18 protein-coding genes are annotated in these 16,960 nt (G+C 60.5%); 12 read left to right on the forward strand and 6 right to left on the reverse strand.

Translation table 11 applies throughout. The features are described from left to right. Positions 1-66: 66 nt before the first annotated feature. Positions 67-1,362, forward strand: coding sequence for an L-fuconate dehydratase (locus tag AWB64_RS15880; protein WP_060856397.1), 1,296 nt, complete (start codon positions 67-69; stop codon positions 1,360-1,362). 148 nt (positions 1,363-1,510) lie between these two features. Next, positions 1,511-2,560, forward strand: coding sequence for a HoxN/HupN/NixA family nickel/cobalt transporter (locus AWB64_RS15885; RefSeq protein WP_060856398.1), 1,050 nt, complete (start codon positions 1,511-1,513; stop codon positions 2,558-2,560). Positions 2,561-2,576: 16 nt separating this feature from the next. Here AWB64_RS15885 and msrC read toward each other — a convergent pair whose 3' ends face one another. Together msrC and AWB64_RS15895 are read right to left on the reverse strand one after the other, a co-directional pair. Then, complete coding sequence (gene msrC / locus AWB64_RS15890) at positions 2,577-3,068, reverse strand: free L-methionine (R)-S-oxide reductase MsrC (RefSeq protein WP_060856399.1); 492 nt, start codon at positions 3,066-3,068, stop codon at positions 2,577-2,579. Positions 3,069-3,122: 54 nt separating this feature from the next. After that, positions 3,123-3,779: a 4'-phosphopantetheinyl transferase family protein gene (locus AWB64_RS15895; protein ID WP_060856400.1), complete on the reverse strand. Its 657-nt coding sequence runs from the start codon at positions 3,777-3,779 to the stop codon at positions 3,123-3,125. A gap of 141 nt (positions 3,780-3,920) precedes the next feature. Between AWB64_RS15895 and AWB64_RS15900 the strand changes: the two genes are divergently transcribed. Both AWB64_RS15900 and AWB64_RS15905 read left to right on the forward strand, forming a co-directional pair. Then, a complete protein-coding gene (locus tag AWB64_RS15900; protein WP_060856401.1) occupies positions 3,921-4,514 on the forward strand; it encodes a nitroreductase family protein in 594 nt (197 codons plus the stop codon). 122 nt (positions 4,515-4,636) lie between these two features. Beyond that, entirely contained in the window at positions 4,637-5,344 is a 708-nt protein-coding gene (locus AWB64_RS15905) for a hypothetical protein (RefSeq protein ID WP_157766636.1), read from the forward strand. A gap of 119 nt (positions 5,345-5,463) precedes the next feature. Here the strand turns inward: AWB64_RS15905 and AWB64_RS15910 are convergent, their stop codons facing one another. Next, entirely contained in the window at positions 5,464-5,754 is a 291-nt protein-coding gene (locus tag AWB64_RS15910) for an H-NS histone family protein (protein ID WP_060856403.1), read from the reverse strand. A gap of 700 nt (positions 5,755-6,454) precedes the next feature. Further along, complete coding sequence (locus tag AWB64_RS15915) at positions 6,455-7,351, reverse strand: DMT family transporter (RefSeq protein ID WP_060856404.1); 897 nt, start codon at positions 7,349-7,351, stop codon at positions 6,455-6,457. A 110-nt stretch (positions 7,352-7,461) separates the two neighbouring features. Here AWB64_RS15915 and AWB64_RS15920 point away from each other — a divergent pair, with 110 nt between their 5' ends. Then, on the forward strand, positions 7,462-8,859 hold the full coding sequence (locus AWB64_RS15920; RefSeq protein WP_060856405.1) for an aminotransferase-like domain-containing protein: 1,398 nt from the start codon (positions 7,462-7,464) through the stop codon (positions 8,857-8,859). Positions 8,860-8,862: 3 nt separating this feature from the next. On the opposite strand, the gene AWB64_RS15925 is transcribed toward AWB64_RS15920, so the two are convergent. Further along, complete coding sequence (locus AWB64_RS15925) at positions 8,863-9,933, reverse strand: NAD(P)H-dependent flavin oxidoreductase (protein ID WP_060856406.1); 1,071 nt, start codon at positions 9,931-9,933, stop codon at positions 8,863-8,865. Between the two features lie 125 nt (positions 9,934-10,058). Here AWB64_RS15925 and AWB64_RS15930 point away from each other — a divergent pair, with 125 nt between their 5' ends. The 3 genes from AWB64_RS15930 (at position 10,059) to AWB64_RS15940 (ending at position 11,819) form a co-directional block, all read left to right on the forward strand. Further along, complete coding sequence (locus AWB64_RS15930; protein WP_060856407.1) at positions 10,059-10,946, forward strand: LysR family transcriptional regulator; 888 nt, start codon at positions 10,059-10,061, stop codon at positions 10,944-10,946. 98 nt (positions 10,947-11,044) lie between these two features. Next, positions 11,045-11,491, forward strand: a complete 447-nt coding sequence (locus tag AWB64_RS15935; protein WP_060856408.1) for a MerR family transcriptional regulator — start codon at positions 11,045-11,047, stop codon at positions 11,489-11,491. Next, on the forward strand, positions 11,415-11,819 hold the full coding sequence (locus tag AWB64_RS15940) for a carboxymuconolactone decarboxylase family protein (protein WP_060856409.1): 405 nt from the start codon (positions 11,415-11,417) through the stop codon (positions 11,817-11,819). The genes AWB64_RS15935 and AWB64_RS15940 overlap by 77 nt, the downstream gene beginning before the upstream one ends. Before the next feature lie 33 nt (positions 11,820-11,852). On the opposite strand, the gene AWB64_RS15945 is transcribed toward AWB64_RS15940, so the two are convergent. Continuing rightward, positions 11,853-12,833 carry a LysR family transcriptional regulator gene (locus AWB64_RS15945; RefSeq protein WP_244164081.1) on the reverse strand — a complete coding sequence of 327 codons (981 nt, stop codon included), beginning with the start codon at positions 12,831-12,833 and terminating at the stop codon, positions 11,853-11,855. 98 nt (positions 12,834-12,931) lie between these two features. Between AWB64_RS15945 and AWB64_RS15950 the strand changes: the two genes are divergently transcribed. The 4 genes from AWB64_RS15950 (at position 12,932) to AWB64_RS15965 (ending at position 16,955) form a co-directional block, all read left to right on the forward strand. Further along, complete coding sequence (locus tag AWB64_RS15950) at positions 12,932-14,116, forward strand: M20 aminoacylase family protein (protein ID WP_060856411.1); 1,185 nt, start codon at positions 12,932-12,934, stop codon at positions 14,114-14,116. A 23-nt stretch (positions 14,117-14,139) separates the two neighbouring features. Continuing rightward, entirely contained in the window at positions 14,140-15,414 is a 1,275-nt protein-coding gene (locus tag AWB64_RS15955; protein WP_060856412.1) for an MFS transporter, read from the forward strand. Between the two features lie 227 nt (positions 15,415-15,641). After that, a complete protein-coding gene (locus AWB64_RS15960) occupies positions 15,642-15,854 on the forward strand; it encodes a DUF1059 domain-containing protein (RefSeq protein ID WP_060856413.1) in 213 nt (70 codons plus the stop codon). A 45-nt stretch (positions 15,855-15,899) separates the two neighbouring features. Then, positions 15,900-16,955, forward strand: coding sequence for a class I SAM-dependent methyltransferase (locus tag AWB64_RS15965; protein ID WP_060856414.1), 1,056 nt, complete (start codon positions 15,900-15,902; stop codon positions 16,953-16,955). Positions 16,956-16,960: the final 5 nt, after the last annotated feature.

Genomic DNA, 16,960 nt, shown 5'->3' on the forward strand with positions numbered 1-16,960 from the left:
GCAACGTTCAAGCGTCGTGCCCGGGTTTCTACTGAGCCTAACTTGCCATTGCACGGAGGTGTTCAGATGACCACGATCACGAATCTGTCTGTCAGGGACATTCGCTTTCCGACCTCGCGATCGCTCGACGGCTCCGACGCAATGAACGCCGCGCCGGACTATTCCGCCACCTACGTCATCCTCGAAACCGACTCGCCCGCGCATCTGTCGGGCCACGGCCTCACGTTCACCATCGGACGTGGCAATGAAATCTGCGTAGCCGCGGTCAATGCGCTTGCGCCGCTGATCATCGGCAAGAAGATCGAGGACATCACCGCAAACATGGGCGCGTTCTGGCGCGCCTTTACGTCGGACAGTCAATTGCGATGGATCGGCCCGGACAAAGGCGCAATCCATCTCGCGACGGCCGCGGTCGTCAATGCAGTCTGGGACCTGTGGGCGAAATCCGCGCAGAAACCTGTATGGAAATTGCTCGTTGACATGAACCCCGAGGAACTGGTGCGCTGCCTCGACTTCCGTTACGTCACGGACGCGCTCACGCCCGAGGAAGCGCTCGCAATCCTGCGCCGCCACGCGGCAACACGTGCCGAACGCGAGCAGGAAATGCTGGCTCAGGGCTATCCGGCTTACACCACATCGGCGGGCTGGCTTGGCTATGACGACGACAAGATCCGCCGGCTCGCGCGCGAAGGCGTGGCGCAGGGATGGACACATTTCAAGCAGAAGGTGGGCGGCGACATAGAAGAAGATATTCGTCGTGCACGCATTCTTCGCGACGAGATCGGCGCCGATCGCAAGCTGATGATGGACGCCAATCAGGTATGGGATGTCGATCAAGCCGTTGCGAACATGCGCCGCCTGGCCGCGTTCGATCCGTGGTGGATCGAAGAGCCCACGAGCCCTGACGATATCCTCGGCCACGCCACCATCCGCCGCCGGATTGCACCCATTGGCGTTGCCACCGGCGAGCATTGCCAGAACCGCGTGATGTTCAAGCAATTGCTGCAGGAAGGGGCCATCGATTTTTGTCAGATCGACAGTTGCCGGATGGGCGGCCTGAACGAAGTGATCGTGGTATTGCTCATGGCGGCGAAGTTCGGCGTGCCAGTATGCCCGCATGCGGGCGGCGTGGGCTTATGCGAGTACGTCCAGCATATTTCTATATTCGACTATGTCTGCGTCTCGGCGTCTCTCGAGAATCGCGTGCTCGAATACGTCGATCATCTGCATGAACATTTCGTCAGTCCGGTCGTGATTCGCAACGGCCGATATATGCCGCCGGCATCGGCTGGCTACAGCATTGAAATGCACGCGGATTCGCTCGAGCGTTTTCATTTCCCCGATGGTGAAGGCTGGGCTTAACGTCTTACGCGGGTCAAAAGTCTCATCGAAGCGGCCGCTATCCACTATTCAGGCGATAGAATTTTGGCACGCTATCATTTGAACGCGATCGTGGTCAGTCAGGTCTACATTCGATCCAGCATTCAAAAAAATCAACGACGGAAAATCAATGCAAGCCCTGATAAAGGCAGTCTTCGGCGACGAACAAGGCCCCATGCGCCAAAAGATCATCAGCATTTATGCCTTACTGATTGCCTTCAACGTAAGTGCCTGGATTTGGGCCTTCATCGCATTCCACAACTATCCCCTGCTGCTCGGAACCAGCCTGCTTGCATACTCTTTCGGCTTGCGTCATGCGGTTGACGCCGACCATATTGCGGCTATCGACAATGTCACGCGCAAGCTCATGCATGACGGCAAGCGCCCTATCACCGTAGGCTTGATGTTCTCGCTGGGACATTCGACTGTTGTGGTGCTGGCGTCGGTGGCAATTGCAGCAACCGCCATGGCGCTGCAAACGCGAATGACGGAATTCAAGGAGATTGGCGGGCTGGTCGGCACGCTGGTTTCCACGTTCTTCCTGTTCGCCATCGCGATCATGAATCTGATTATTTTGCGCGCGGTAATCGGCGCATTTCGCCGCGTGCGCCGTGGCGAACCTTATGCGGAAGAAGACTTCGACTTGCTGCTCGCGAACCGCGGTTTTCTCGCCCGTATTTTCAGGCCGCTCTTTCGCCTGATTACGAAAAGCCGCCACATGTACCTGCTTGGCTTTCTTTTCGGCCTCGGGTTCGATACCGCCACCGAAGTCGGCCTGCTTGGCATTTCCGCCGCAGGCGCGTCGCAAGGCCTGCCGATCTGGTCGATCGTCGTGTTTCCCGTGCTGTTCACCGCGGGCATGACGCTGATCGATACAACCGACAGCATCCTGATGCTCGGCGCGTACGGCTGGGCTTTCGTCAAGCCTATCCGCAAGCTCTATTACAACATCACCATTACCACGATCTCCGTGGTCGTCGCGCTGCTGGTCGGAAGTATCGAGGGGCTGGGACTGCTTGCGGACAAGCTGCAACTCAGCGGGTGGTTCTGGAACGCGATCGGCAACCTCAACGATAACTTCGGCATGATCGGCTACGTGATCATTGCCGTGTTTGCAGCAAGCTGGCTGATCTCGGCCGCCGTGTACCGATGGAAACGGTTCGACGAACTCGAAACGTAATCAGCGCGCGGGGCAATCAAGCCCATGCGAGCTCCATGAACACACGGCAAAGCGCTTCCATGCCACGGGCGTCGTCGGCATCGAAGCGATGCACAATGGGGCTGTCAACGTCCCACACGCCGGCGAGCGTTCCGTCCTTTGCGATCAACGGCACCACGATCTCCGATTGCGATGCGGAGTCGCACGCAATGTGTCCGGGAAAGTCGTGGACGTCGCGAACGACCTGCGTCTCGCGCGTTTGTGCTGCTGTTCCGCAGACGCCTTTGCCAAGCGCTATGCGAACGCAGGCCGGTTTTCCCTGGAATGGACCCACGACAAGTTCGACGCCGTCGAAGAAATAAAAGCCGCTCCAGTTCAAGTCCGGCAACGTGTGATAAACGAGCGCCGAAAAATTCGCGGCGTTGGCAATGCGATCGGTTTCATCGCTTAGAAGCGAGCGGGCCTGCGCAAGCAGTTCTTCGTATTGCGCGGCTTTTGGGGCGGTACTGCGCTGGATTGCTAGCGACATAGAAATGCGTGTTGGCTATAAAGAGGTTGACGGCTCAACCGGTGCTTCAACATATCACAGCGCATTGGAATCGGCTCGAACGCTGAACGCTATGGCGGCGGCATAACCGTCGAAATCATCGAGCCACGCGAAACCTAATCCTTCCGGAATCCGGCTGTTCGCCAAATCGATGGACTTCAATCCGTCGCCGCTGCCAATGCCCGCGCCGGTTGCTTTCAGCAATGCTTCCTTAGCGGTCCAGCACTGGTAAAAATCGCGCACATTACTTATTTTCAGCGCTTCTTCTTTCACGCATACGATCCCCAATAGCGCTCGCCAGTCGAGCGCCTGATTCGCTTCTTCAATATCAACGCCGACGGCCCGTTTCATCGATACAGCAATCAGGACGCGCTCGCCCGAGTGCGACACGTTGAAGGAGACGTGCGGATACGCGACGAGCGATGGCCGGCCATAAGCGCCCGCCCCGAACTCAAGCTGCGCAGGATCGCGGCGCACGTGCGCGCCGAGAATTTCGCGCAAGCCCGAACGCGCGGACGCAAACCGCAAACGGTCCTCGATCCGCTTGTAACGCCCCATCCGCTCGCGCTCGCTTGGGCTGAGAAAGCGGCTGATGGCGTCCGTGTCTTGCCTCAGATCCACATCCAAGCGCCACAACTCGACATCCGAGGGCCAGCGTCCCTGGTTGGCAATCGGAATCGGCGAAATAAGCATCGGCCAGAGCAATTAAAAGGAGGCAAAAAGGAAACGGGAAGTATAAAGGCTTGTCACGACAAATTCATGGTATTGAGAATCATTTGCAATTAGCGGCGAATTTAGCGATCATGGATGCCTTTGGAAAATCTGGACATTCCTATGGAAACCATGATTCCGGCTGGCGCCGATGCGTTGCGTGTATTGATGACGCGCCAGTCTCACTGGCCGCTTAGCGAACCCGCGCCTGACGACGCACAGCTCAGGCAGATCTTCGATACCGCCCTGCGCGCGCCCGACCATGGCGGTTTGCGTCCGTGGCGGTTCGTCCTGATTCGCGGCGACGCCCGGCTGAAACTCGGCGAAGTGCTGGTGGATCTGGCGTCTTCGCGCTCACCCGGCGAACCCCATTCGGCGCACGAACACCGCCGCAGCCGGGCGCTGGCCGCGCCCGTGGTAATCGCGGTGGTGGCATCGGTCACGACCCGGACCAAGGTGCCTGAAGTCGAGCAACTGCTGGCAGTCGGCGCAGCTGCCATGAACATGCTGAACGCCGTCCACGCGATGGGTTTCGGCGGCTTCTGGGCGACCGGCGCGGACAGTTATGAGCCGGGAATGCATCGCGCGCTAGGCCTTGCCGACAACGACCGCTTGCTCGGATTCCTGTTTGTCGGCACGCCGCCCCAAGGCGTGCGCGCAGTCGAGCGCCCTTCCAGCGAAGCCTATGTCACCGAGTGGTTCGAGGCGAGCGCATAACCGGTACCCATATGGCAAGCCTTGTTCCAAATGACGCACCGTGCGCGGAGCGAAGCCGTGATGACACCGCGCCGATAAAGCGAGCCGATCACAGTCCGCCGCCACAGTTCGTGCCATTGCGCATGAACGAAACATTGTCGATCGATCCATGCGTGCCTGCGCGCGGCGAGGTCTTCGTATTCCGGTTTCGAAGTCAATGGCAGCGCATCAGCGCGCACGATGCCGCAACCTGGCTGACTCAGGACGAGACACGCCGGGCGGCCTTGCTGCCAAGTCCGGCACTGCGCTACCGCTATATATCGAGTCGCGCCGTGCTCAGGCTTGCCGTGGCACGGCTACTGGACTGCGCGCCGGATACCGTCGATCTGCGTGACGACACGAAAGGCCGCTTGCTTGCGCAGGCCACGGGAAGCGACGCAGTTCTTTGCGCGGATATTGGCTATGCGGGCGTGTGGATCATGCTCGGCATCAGCGCGACGCATGTTGGACTGGGCACGTCGCTGCCGTCGTTCCGGTCGGGCTCCGACGACACTAATCCGCCGATTTCCGATGGCTCCAAAGGCTCCAATGGCTTCAGTGCCGTGGCGTTCGGAAGACAACGCGCGCGCGACAACAGCATGCTGAGCGCCGCGGGGTATCGCTCTTCCATAGACAGTGCGCGGGTATCGCCATTTGTTGAAAGACATACCCATGAACTGGCCGCGCGCGAGCCGTGGTACGTATTCGATTTGCCCATGCCCGGACAACTCTGTGCATCGATTTGCAGTGCTGCGCCGTTGAACATCATCCATGCATTTGGATGGAGTAAACGCAATGAGAACGGACGATAGCCGGGATGCGGACGCTTTAAGCCGCCGGGTAATCGCCATCGCTGGCAAGTCTCATTCATGGAGGCGATGACCGTCTGCTCGCAACGAAGCGAGCAATCACGTTCAGCCAGGAAACGCTCTTACGCGCTTACCAGGTAATCCGCGCGGTTCTTGTCAGCAATCCAGTGCGGCGCACGCCCGCGTCCTGACCACGTCGCGCCAGTAACGGCATCGCGATATTTAGGCACGGCCGCCGAGACTTGCGCCTTTGCCGGAACGTTGTGCCCCATCAACTCGGACAGCGAAATCTTGTATTCGCCCATTTTCGCGACTATTTCCGCGAGGACGATTTCCGCCTGACGTTGCCGCGCAACTTCCAATTGATTCTGCAGCGCTTCGCGCTGCGCAAGCAGTTCTTTGAGAGTGGGCATTTCAGTTTGCATTATAAAAGTGAGTCTTCAAAAGCGCGTTGATGTTCTTTGGGTGCAGCATTCCCGAATGCGATTGCATAACCACTATCGAGGATAGCCGGACTGCTCCGCTGCAATGAGCCGATACAATGAGCCAATGCAATCGGATAAACAGGAAATCCAGTTTGGGCTTCAACAGCGTTGATTCAGTATCCTGCCCCGATTTGGCCGCGAACCTAGATGAGGTGCGTGCCGGGAAATGTCAGCAGAGGAAAAGACCAGGAAAGCCGCAGGACGACTTCTCGCCTCTTCGTGGCAGCGGAGCCAAGTGTACGCGTTTATTCGGCGACGCGCATCAACAGCGCCGCATTGCCGCCATTAAAGCATACGAACCGGTATTCCAATAATCGGAAATCAGCGCTACGTTGAAAATGCTTCATTAACGCTGGGACTGAGGACTTATTGTAATGTTCCGCATCAATGCCGGGATAATTGGCGTGCATAACCGGCTCACATCACGGTCACAGATTCGCCAGCCTGCGGGTAACCAGATCGAGCAACGCCCGCAATCTTGCAAGCCGACGCAAGCCGGATGATATTCAAACCACACGTCGCGTCCCGGTGGCGTTTCACTCAGTTCGATGCGGCGAATACCCTGCGTGGTGTCTCCAGGCGGACACGGCAGCACGGTGAGCCCGGCGCCTTGCGCGCACATTTTCGCTCAGCGCGCCGCCACAAGCGCGACCGGCCGCGCAAACCGCTTCGCTCCGACAACGCACAAAACCACGGCGGTGGCGACGGCCACCATCGACCAGCCAACCGGTTCATGAAGCAGGGTTGCCGCGAGCAACAGCCCGAAAAAGGGTTGAAGCAATTGAAGCTGGCCGACAGCGGCAATGCCGCCCTGAGCGAGCCCGCGATACCAGAACACAAAGCCGATCAGCATGCTGAACAAAGACACGTAGGCGAGCCCCCACCACGCGGATTCGCTGATTCCGGCCCACGATACGGGCAAGGTCGCCAGCGCGGCCGGGATCATCACGGGCAGCGACATGACCAACGCCCACGATATGACCTGCCAGCCGCCGAGCTTGCGCGAGAGCCGCGCACCTTCCGCGTAGCCAAGGCCGCAGACGATCACGGCGCCGATCATCAATCCGTCGCCAATAGACGACGCCCCTTGGCCCTGCATCAGCGCAAAACCTGCAACAAGCGCCGCGCCCAGACCTGAAAAAAGCCAGAACGCCGGGCGCGGCCGCTCGCCGCCACGCACGACGCCGAAGATCGCGGTGGTGAGCGGCAACACTGCCACGAAAACCACCGAATGCGCCGCCGTGATGTGCTTGAGCGCGAGCGCGGTCAGCAACGGAAAGCCGATGACCACGCCGGACGCCACGACAGCCAGCGGTATCAGGTCATGGCGCTCCGGCCGCTTTTCGCGAAATACCAGCAAGAGCGCAAGCCCAAGCGCGCCCGCTATGCACGCACGCGCCACGGTCAAAAACAGCGGGTCGAAGCCCGCAATCGCAAGACGCGTAGCGGGAAGCGATCCGCTGAAGATCAGCATGCCGAGGAAGCCGTTCGTCCAGCCGCTTGCTGCCTTGTCCGTCTTGTTCATTCCCGTACCTTTCTGGATTCAAGCCAGCAGTATCGGGCGAAGATGCGTGGCTTTTCCAGAGACAGTGCATTACAGTTCACCCAAACTGTCCTGATCGAAAACCAGTACACATGAAAGACACTACACAAGCCGAAGCCGGCACGCTCGTTGAACGGGTGATGCAGGCGATTCAGCAGCGGATCTCCGGCCGCACGCTCGCAGCGGGCGCACGCCTGCCGTCCATTCGCGGTCTGGCGGAGACGCTGCGGGTATCGAAATCCACGGTGGTCGAGGCGTATGACCGGCTTGCGGCCGAGGGGGTCATCCAGTCGCGTCGCGGTTCGGGCTTTTACGTCACGAGCCATTTGCCGCCGCTTTCGCTGACAGAACTCGGTCCGCTTCTGGATCGCGCGGTCGATCCGTTCTGGGTGTCGCGCCAGTCGCTGGATGCCGCCGATGACACCCTGAAAGCCGGCTGCGGCTGGCTGCCCGGATCGTGGCTGCCGGAGACCGGAATCCGCCGCGCCTTGCGAACCGCCGCACGCGCGGACGTCGCCATGCTTGCCGATTACGCCACGTCGCTCGGGCTTCCGGCGCTTCGGCACCTGCTCGCGCGGCGCATGGCGGAGCGCGGAATAGAAGCCGCGCCCGACCAGATCATGCTCACCGAATCCGGCACGCAGGCGATCGATCTGCTCTGCCGCTTCCTGCTGGAACCAGGCGATACGGTACTCGTCGACGACCCTTGTTATTTCAACTTCCTCGCGCTGCTGCGGGCACATCGGGTGAAAATCGTCAGCGTGCCCTACACGCCCGCAGGATCCGACGTAACCCTGTTCGCACAAGCGCTGGCCGAGCATCGGCCGCGTCTTTACATCACGAACTCGGCGCTGCACAACCCGACAGGGGCGACACTTTCGCCTGTAGTCGCGCATCGCCTGCTCAAGCTCGCCGATCAGGCCGGGCTGACGATTATCGAAGACGATATTTTCGGCGACTTCGAGCATGAGCCGTCTCCCCGGCTCGCGGCGTTCGACGGCCTCGACCGGGTCGTCCATATCGGCAGCTTTTCCAAGAGCCTTTCGGCTGCGATGCGTTGCGGGTTTATCGCGGCGCGCCACGACTGGATTGAAGGCTTGGTCGACCTGAAGATCGGTACGTCGTTCAGCAGTGGACGGCTTTCGTCGGAACTCGTGTTGAGCGTGCTGAAAGACGGCGCATATCGCAAGCATATGGAAGGGGTGCGCGAACGCCTGTCCCGTTCCATGGGACCGGTGAGCGCCAGGCTGGATGCGCTTGGTATCAAGCCGTGGATTGAGCCGCGTGGCGGCATGTTTCTCTGGTGCGCATTGCCGGCGGGAATAGACGCGGCGGACGTCGCCCGGCGCGCGCTGGTTGAGAACGTGGTGCTTGCGCCGGGCAATGCATTCAGCGTAGCGCAGTCCGCCAGCCGTTTTCTGCGCTTTAACGTGGCGCAATGCGGCGACCCGCGCGTCTTCAGGGTGCTTGAGCGCGCCATGCGCGGGTAGTGCTCAGGACAGTCGCGCCAGCGTCTCGGCTATCAGCACGCGCGTGAATTCGCCTGCGGGCATTTCCCGCGCGAGGCGTGCCGCCTGCCCGGACCACAGGCTCGTGAAATCGCCCTTGCCCGCCTCCTCGGCTTTCGCCTTCAACGGCGCGAGCGCAGCCGATGCAAGCGGAAACGCAGGCGCCGCTTCTGACAGCGGCCCGACTTCCCGCATCACCCGGTTCATGATCCCGCGAGCCGGCCGTCCTGTGAACACGTTGGTCACGGCCGTGGAATCATCGCTCGATTCGCGCAGCGCAACGCGATGCACCTCCGGCACCCGGGCTTCCGGACAGAACAGATAAGCCGTGCCAATCTGCACCGCCGACGCACCCAGCGCAAGCGCGGCAACAATTCCGCGTGCGTCGGCAATGCCGCCCGCCGCAATGACCGGCACCGATACAGCGTCGGCGACCTGCGGCACCAGCGCAAAGGTGCCGACCTGCGTCGCCATCTCGTGATTCAGGAATGTACCGCGATGCCCGCCTGCCTCAAGCCCCATTGCAATGATCGCGTCGCAGCCATGTGCTTCGAGCCAGCGTGCTTCCGCCACCGTCGTTGCCGACGCGATGATTTTTGCCCCCGTCGCCTTGACGCGATCGAACAGCGCTTTCTCCGGCAGTCCGAAATGAAAGCTCACGACCTCCGGCTTGAACGCTTCGACGACTTCGCAAAAGTCGCTATCGAAGGGACGACGGACCGCGCCTGCCGGCGTCAGTTCCGGATCGATCCCGTGTTCGACGTAATACCCGGCAAGCCGCGCGCGCCACCTGAGGTTGCGCGCGGCATCGGCTTCTGGCGGCGTGTGGCAAAAGAAATTGAGGTTGACCGGCGCGTGCGTTTTCGAGCGGATCAACGTCAGCGCTTCCCGCGCCTGCTCAACGCTCAACAGGGCGCAGGGCAAAGAAGCCAGACCGCCCGCTTCGCCCACCGCGATGGCAAGTTCCGGCGTGCCCGGTCCCGCCATGGGCGCAAGAATGATAGGTGCATCAATGCCAAATAAATCGATGATTCGACGATCGCGCCAGGTGGCCATGTTGCTTCCTTTCTTCATGATGTGGCTTAAGGCAAAGTCCTCGCCAAGCTTAGCAAGCTTTGACGCAGGAGAGCGGCGCTTTGATGTGATAATCGCTATCACTTGTTCCGATACCGGGAGTCGACATGGACGCCGCCGATCTGCGCATCTTCGAGTCGGTCGCACGAAATGGCAGTATGAATCGCGCGGCATTCGAGTTGCATACCGTGCAATCGAACGTGACTGCCCGCATTCGGTTGCTTGAAGAAGAACTCCGCGCACCGCTCTTTCACCGGCATCATCGGGGCGTTGAATTGACGGCGGCGGGACGCAGGCTTCTGCCTTTCGCGAGGCAAATGGCGCGCCTGCTTGACGATGCCCGCACTGCAGTGAAAGACGAAGGCGTAGCGAGCGGTCCGCTTGCGCTAGGCACGCTCGAAACCACCGCCGCGTTACGCATGCCGAATGTGCTTGCCGAGTTCACGCTAGCCTATCCGAAGGTCGAACTCGTGGTGCGCACGGGCACCACGGCGAGTCTGCTGGAAGATGTCTTGCAGTATCGGCTCGATGGCGCGTTTGTCGCCGGTCCCATCGACCACAACGATCTGCATGCCGAAACCATCTTCCGCGAGGAAATGGCGCTCGTGACCGCGCGCGGGGTTCGATCCGTCAAAGACCTCGCGCAACTGGGCAGGGTGAAGACCATCGTGTTCCGACAGGGATGCTCGTATCGCGTGCGGCTCGACAGCGTGCTCACACGGCTTGGCTTGCAGGTCAGCACGCCGCTCGAATTCGGCTCGCTCGACGCCATGCTTGGATGCGTCGCGGCGGGCGTGGGCGTCACGCTCCTGCCCAAGGGCGTGGTCATGGCGGCGCTGCGTGAAGGGCGCGTCGCGTTGCATGCGCTCGCGCCTGAAGACGCCTTAGTGGAGACCGTTTTCGTGCGCCGTCGGGACGTGTACGCAAGCACCGCCTTGAATGCCTTTCTCGCCATCGCGCGGCCGGTGACGGCTCCTGCGCTTTTGCCCGCTTGAAACATGCTGCGGGGCCGCTGGTTTTATCGATAAAAACATGCTTGACTTAGAGTGCGCTCCAAGTCCTACCATGCATGACGTAGTAACGAGAAATAGCCATGAAAATCGGTGATATCGCGAAACATACGGGACTGACAGCGCACACGATCCGCTATTACGAGCGAATCGGATTGCTGCCGTTCGCACCGCGTGACCGCACGGGCCGACGTGTCTACGACGCGTCGGTGCTGACGTGGATCGAATTCCTCGGCCGTCTCAAGACGACCGGCATGACGATCCAGGAAATGCTGCGTTATGCGCAGCTTCGCGCGCAGGGCGCGGCGACCGGGAAAGAACGCAGCGCGTTGCTGGCCGCGCATCGCGACAACGTCCGCATTCGAGTGGCTGAACTTCAGGCCTGCCTCGCCGTTCTCGACACCAAGATAGCAGGCTACGCCAATACCGAACCCATTCTTCCCGGGACGAAACATGCAAAGCACGAGCGCACACGTAGCAAATCAGGAAAGCCGGCTCGAACGCGGCAAACGAGTGTTGTCGGAGATTGACGGCACGGCGGGCGAAAAGGTCGTTAGTTCGCTCGCCGATATCGCGCCGGATTTCGCTCAATATCTGCTTGAGTTTCCATTCGGCGATATCTACTCAAGACCCGGTCTCGATGTACGGGCGCGGGAAATCGCGACCATCGCCGCACTGACCGCAATGGGCACAGCGACGCCTCAGTTGAAGGTGCATATTGCCGCAGGCCTGAACGTCGGAATCACGCGCGATGAGATTGTCGAGATCGTCATGCAGATGGCAGTCTATGCGGGTTTTCCGGCAGCGCTGAACGGCTTGTTTGCCGCGAAGGAAGTCTTCCAGGCGCATGTGGATTGAGGAGGTTCTTCGGGCATTGCTCAGGCGATTTGCTCAGGCGACGCCTGCTCCTCGCGCCGACGTTGACCATCTGCGCTGCATTGCTTCCACGAGTTGCCGCCATAGAAATTCGGCGGCCGGCGACAAGCGCCGCCCTACCCGGCGGATCACCTGGCTGCTGAATTCGCGCGCTATCGGATGCTCGAGTTCGAGCGCGACCAGACGCCCCGCATCCAGATACTGGCGCGCTGCATCAGTGGACATGAAGGCCACGCCCAGGCCTGCCGCTGCAATTGCCTGAGCGGCGGAAAACAGGTCGCACCGGTACGAAGGCGTCACGCTAAGCCGTTCTGCACGGATGATGGCGTCGAGATACTGCTGCACGCCAAAGCGCTCCGGCATGAAGATCAGCCGCTGGTCGCGCAACTGTTCGAAGCGAATCCGGCGCTCGCCGGCAAGCGCGTGACGCGGACTGACAAGCGCGCAAAACGGCGCCGCGCGAAAGACCCGCGCGCGAATCGCGGGATCGCTGCCGCCGCCCGCGCACAAGCCCAGGTCGACGTCGTCGTTACGCACCATCGCAATGATTTCGGAGGTCGCACCGCTACGAAATTCCACCACGATGTCAGGAAACTGCAAGCTGAACCGCTCCAGAACGGTCGCAAGCAAATTTTCGATAAACCCCTCGCCCACGCCAATTCCAAGCCGCCCGCGCCGCAGGCTCTTGAAGTCTTCCAGTTGGGCAAGCATGTCGGCGTCGCGGCGCGTGCTCTCGCGAAAATGTTCCACGAGACTCATGCCGATTTCGGTCAACACCGCGCGCCGCCCGCTTCGTTCGAGCAGGACAACGCCGTATTCGCTTTCGAGTTGCCCGACCTGCCGGCTGATTACGGAGGGATTGATACCCAGTGCATCCGCCGCGGCCCGCACGCCGCCGTGCAACTCGACTTCATGCAGGTAACGCAGGCTTCGAGCGGTGAACCCGTTTTCACGCGAAGCGGAAAGATTGATGGACATGACGTTGTATGTTGACATTCAAGTCAACATTATCGGCCAGGTAACGTCATTGATTGGTGGTTTTTGCAGCGGAATACTGCCCCATTCCGTTTCCCCAAATACAGGCCTTGCCGACCATGGAAAATACCAAGGGTTTCTGCTTACTCGAAGACACGAGCGATCTGCGCGATGAACTGAGCGTCATTCGCCATCATCTCCACCAGAATCCAGAGCTCGCGTACAAGGAATTCCAGACCTCCGACTTCGTGGCGCAGAAACTTGAAGCGTGGGGCTACAAGCTCACGCGCGGTTTGGGCGGAACGGGCATGGTCGCGTCGCTCACGGCGGGCACGGGAACGCGCGCGGTCGCCGTCCGAGCCGATATGGACGCATTGCCTATCGCGGAGGAAACGGGGCTGCCGTATGCAAGCTGCAACGCCGGCCTGATGCACGCCTGCGGGCACGACGGCCACACCACCATGGTCCTTGGGGCGGCGCGCCATCTCGCCCGCACGCGCGCATTCAACGGCACGGTTCACCTCGTATTCCAGCCCGCCGAGGAAATCGGCGCGGACAGCGGCGCGAAACGCATGATTGAAGACGGCCTCTTCGAGCGCTTCCCATGCGAAGCGATCTTCGGGCTGCACAACCATCCCGGCTATCCCACCGGCACGTTCATGTTCCGCAGCGGGCCGTTCATGGCGGCGTCGGATACGGTCAACATCACCGTCCATGGCCGCGGCGGCCATGCGGCGCGCCCGCATCTGGCGGTCGACCCCGTGGTGATCGGCGCGGCACTCGTGGGCGCATTGCAGACGGTCGTCGCGCGCAGTATCGACCCGATGCAAACGGCCGTTGTCACCGTCGGCGCATTCAATGCGGGGCACGCGGCGAACGTCATTCCGGAATCGGCGCGCCTGCAGATCAGCGTTCGCTCCTTCGACGCCACCGTGCGCCAGCAGCTTGAAACACGCATTCGCGCACTCGCCGAAGCACACGCAAGCGGCTATGGCGCGAAGATCGATATCGACTACGTGCCGGGTTATCCGGTCGTGATCAACAGCGTTGCGGAAACGGAACTGGCGCTCGAAGTAGCGCGCGAACTGGTGGGCGAAGAACGTGTCGTGAACAATTTTGGCCCTATCGCCGGAAGCGAGGACTTCGCTTATTACCTGCAGCAAAAGCCGGGATGCTTCTTGCGCCTCGGCAACGGCGAAGGCGCGCCGATGCTTCACAACGCGTCCTACGATTTCAACGACGACAACCTGACCGTCGGCGCAGCGTACTGGACGCGTCTGGTCGAACGGTTCCTCGCGCGATAAGAAAAACCATCTACGGGTTCCCCATGGCGACCACCACAGTTCAACCTGCCAAAGCCGTATCGCAAAGCAAGATCGTGATTGCGGCGATCATCGGCAACTTGCTCGAGTTCTTCGACTTCACCGTCTACAGCTTTTTCGCGCTGACGATAGCCAAGCTGTTTTTCCCGGCGCACGATCCGGTGGTGTCGACATTGCTTGCGTTATCCGCGTTCGCGATTGGCTTCGTCGCGCGTCCGGTCGGCGGTTTCGTGCTCGGACATTACGCCGACAAACGCGGTCGCCGCGCCGCCCTCACGCTCACCATCTTCCTGATGGCGCTCGGCTCGGCAATGATCGGCCTCGCGCCGACTTACGCGAGCATAGGACTCGCCGCGCCCGCGCTCATCATCTTCGCGCGCCTGTTGCAAGGCTTCGCGCAAGGCGGCGAGTTCGGCGCGGCGACGGCCACGCTGCTTGAAACGGGATCGGCGAAAGGACGGGGATTTCGCGCAAGCTGGCAACTCGCAAGCCAGGGCGCGGCTGCGTTGATGGGCTCCGGCATCGCGGCATTGCTCACGTATCAATTGAGTCCCGAGCAACTGCTCGACTGGGGATGGCGCGTGCCGTTCCTGATCGGCACGGCGATCATGCCCGTGGGCGTTTATCTGCGCCGCCACATTGTGGAAGAGCCGCCGAAGGCGGCGAAGACCCAGGCATATGCGTTCGAACCAGGGATGGTCCGCAAGTGGATCCTGACCGTGTTCGCGATCATGGGCATGACGGTCGCGACCTATGTGCTGATGTATTTTATTCCCACCTACATGATCCAGTATCTCAAGGTGCCGGCGAAGCTCTCCATGTTGGTCTCGATCAGCGCGGCTATTTCCTCATTGGCGCTGTGCCCGGTGTGGGGCGCGTTATCGGACAGGATGCAGCGGCGCAAACCGTTGATTCTGGTTGGGCGTGTTGCGCTGATCGCGCTGCTTTATCCATGCTTCTGGCTGATGAACCAGTTTCCCTCGCTGCCCGTGGTGATGAGTCTGATCGTGTTGCTGATGCTGTTCTATACGATGGGTTCCGCGCCCGCCTATTCGCTGATGCCGGAGAATTTTCCCAAGCATCTGCGCGCGGGATATCTGGCGAGCGCCTATGCGGTGGCGGTATCGGTATTCGGCGGGAGCGCTCAACTGGTGGTCGCGTGGTTGATCAAGGTGACGGGCAATACCATGGCGCCGGCGTGGTACATGATCGTGTGCGTGGTCATCTCGCTGATAGCCGTCTCCATGCTCGACGAAACGGGCGGCCGCGAACTGACCTGACCAATCGTTGCCGGAGTCGTGATCGAAAAAAGCCGGCCGCTCAAGCGTTTTATGTCGCCGGCGAAATAAAAGCTTGAGTGCGGTGAACAGCAATCGAACAACCATTAAGACCGCAAGCGCACTGTCAGCGACCTATACTTTTGCCAAGCGCTGTTCGTTGGCAAAGCGTCATGACATCCACTCAACGCGCCGCGCTTTTCGTCTAACCACGCAATGAGGAGGACGCCATGACCCGCAAATACATAGACTGCCGGGAATTTCCCAGCGAAATGAACTGCAGTATCGCGCTGTCTGCAGACTCTGACGAAGAGCTTCTCGACGCAGCGGTACAGCATGCAGTGACCGTTCACAAGCACACCGACTCGCCTGAACTGCGCTCACAACTGAGCGCGCTTTTTCGTCAGGGGACTCCGCCGGTAGAGTCGCCTCGCGCCGCCTAGGAAACGCCCGCGTGATTGAACGACGTGCTTTTAAAGGAGCGCATCATGGCAGTCGATCAGGCAAGACTCGATGCATTCATGGGTGGATTCGTGCACGACCTCGGGGCTGTGATGCACGCGGCCACGGTGGTCGTGGGCGATCAGCTTGGACTTTATAAAGCGCTTGCTGCAAAACCTTTACTCCCGGAAGAACTCGCACGCGAAACCGAAACCGACGCACGATATGTACGCGAGTGGCTGAGCGCTCAGGCAGCGAGCGGCTACGTCAATTACGATCCCGCGTCCGGCCGCTTCAGCCTGAGCGAAGAACAGTCGTTCGCGCTCGCGCAGGAAGGCAGCCCCGCCTTCATTCCGGGCGCATTCCAGATCGCCGTCGCGCAGTTCAAGATCATTCCAAAGATGCTCAAGTCCTTCAAGACAGGACTCGGCGTGGGTTGGCACGAGCACGACGTGTCGCTCTTTCACGGCACCGAGCGCTTCTTTCGCCCGGGATATGCCGCATATCTCGTGAACGACTGGATTCCATCGCTGGACGGAATGAAGGCGAAGCTCGACGAAGGCGTGCGCGTTGCGGATATTGGCTGCGGGCACGGGGCGTCCACGGTCATCATGGCGCAGGCTTTTCCGGAATCCACCTTCGTAGGTTACGACTATCACGAGCCGTCCATTGCATATGCAAAAGAAGCGGCGGCAAGCGCGGGTGTGGGCGACCGTGTGAGTTTCGAGGTCGCTTCTGCTGCCGACTATCCCGGCCGCGATTACGACTTCGTCACCATGTTCGATTGCCTGCACGACATGGGCGATCCGCTTGCGGCATCGCGCCACGTGTTCGAGACCCTCCGAAACGACGGCACCTGGATGATCGTGGAGCCGTTCGCCAACGACGAACTCGAAGGCAACCTGAATCCGGTAGGACGGATCTTTTATTCGGCTTCCACGCTGATATGCACACCGGCTTCGAAAGCGCAGCCCGGCGCAATGTGCCTCGGTGCTCAGGCCGGGGAGCGGCGCATCAGGGAAGTCGTGACGGGAGGAGGATTCCAGCAGTTTCGCCGCGCAACCGCTACGTCGTTCAATCTTGTCTTTGAAGCACGCCGCTGATTGGA

The sequence above is a fragment of the Caballeronia sordidicola genome (assembly GCF_001544455.2).
Lineage (GTDB): Bacteria > Pseudomonadota > Gammaproteobacteria > Burkholderiales > Burkholderiaceae > Caballeronia > Caballeronia sordidicola.

What these genes read in the sequence shown, in the direction of transcription:
- AWB64_RS15880 (WP_060856397.1), top strand. Translation starts at nt 67, where the DNA reads ATGACCACGATCACGAATCTGTCTGTCAGGGACATTCGCTTTCCGACC.
- AWB64_RS15885 (WP_060856398.1), top strand. Translation starts at nt 1,511, where the DNA reads ATGCAAGCCCTGATAAAGGCAGTCTTCGGCGACGAACAAGGCCCCATG.
- msrC (WP_060856399.1), bottom strand. Translation starts at nt 3,068, where the DNA reads ATGTCGCTAGCAATCCAGCGCAGTACCGCCCCAAAAGCCGCGCAATAC.
- AWB64_RS15895 (WP_060856400.1), bottom strand. Translation starts at nt 3,779, where the DNA reads ATGCTTATTTCGCCGATTCCGATTGCCAACCAGGGACGCTGGCCCTCG.
- AWB64_RS15900 (WP_060856401.1), top strand. Translation starts at nt 3,921, where the DNA reads ATGGAAACCATGATTCCGGCTGGCGCCGATGCGTTGCGTGTATTGATG.
- AWB64_RS15905 (WP_157766636.1), top strand. Translation starts at nt 4,637, where the DNA reads ATGAACGAAACATTGTCGATCGATCCATGCGTGCCTGCGCGCGGCGAG.
- AWB64_RS15910 (WP_060856403.1), bottom strand. Translation starts at nt 5,754, where the DNA reads ATGCCCACTCTCAAAGAACTGCTTGCGCAGCGCGAAGCGCTGCAGAAT.
- AWB64_RS15915 (WP_060856404.1), bottom strand. Translation starts at nt 7,351, where the DNA reads ATGAACAAGACGGACAAGGCAGCAAGCGGCTGGACGAACGGCTTCCTC.
- AWB64_RS15920 (WP_060856405.1), top strand. Translation starts at nt 7,462, where the DNA reads ATGAAAGACACTACACAAGCCGAAGCCGGCACGCTCGTTGAACGGGTG.
- AWB64_RS15925 (WP_060856406.1), bottom strand. Translation starts at nt 9,933, where the DNA reads ATGGCCACCTGGCGCGATCGTCGAATCATCGATTTATTTGGCATTGAT.
- AWB64_RS15930 (WP_060856407.1), top strand. Translation starts at nt 10,059, where the DNA reads ATGGACGCCGCCGATCTGCGCATCTTCGAGTCGGTCGCACGAAATGGC.
- AWB64_RS15935 (WP_060856408.1), top strand. Translation starts at nt 11,045, where the DNA reads ATGAAAATCGGTGATATCGCGAAACATACGGGACTGACAGCGCACACG.
- AWB64_RS15940 (WP_060856409.1), top strand. Translation starts at nt 11,415, where the DNA reads ATGCAAAGCACGAGCGCACACGTAGCAAATCAGGAAAGCCGGCTCGAA.
- AWB64_RS15945 (WP_244164081.1), bottom strand. Translation starts at nt 12,833, where the DNA reads ATGTCAACATACAACGTCATGTCCATCAATCTTTCCGCTTCGCGTGAA.
- AWB64_RS15950 (WP_060856411.1), top strand. Translation starts at nt 12,932, where the DNA reads ATGGAAAATACCAAGGGTTTCTGCTTACTCGAAGACACGAGCGATCTG.
- AWB64_RS15955 (WP_060856412.1), top strand. Translation starts at nt 14,140, where the DNA reads ATGGCGACCACCACAGTTCAACCTGCCAAAGCCGTATCGCAAAGCAAG.
- AWB64_RS15960 (WP_060856413.1), top strand. Translation starts at nt 15,642, where the DNA reads ATGACCCGCAAATACATAGACTGCCGGGAATTTCCCAGCGAAATGAAC.
- AWB64_RS15965 (WP_060856414.1), top strand. Translation starts at nt 15,900, where the DNA reads ATGGCAGTCGATCAGGCAAGACTCGATGCATTCATGGGTGGATTCGTG.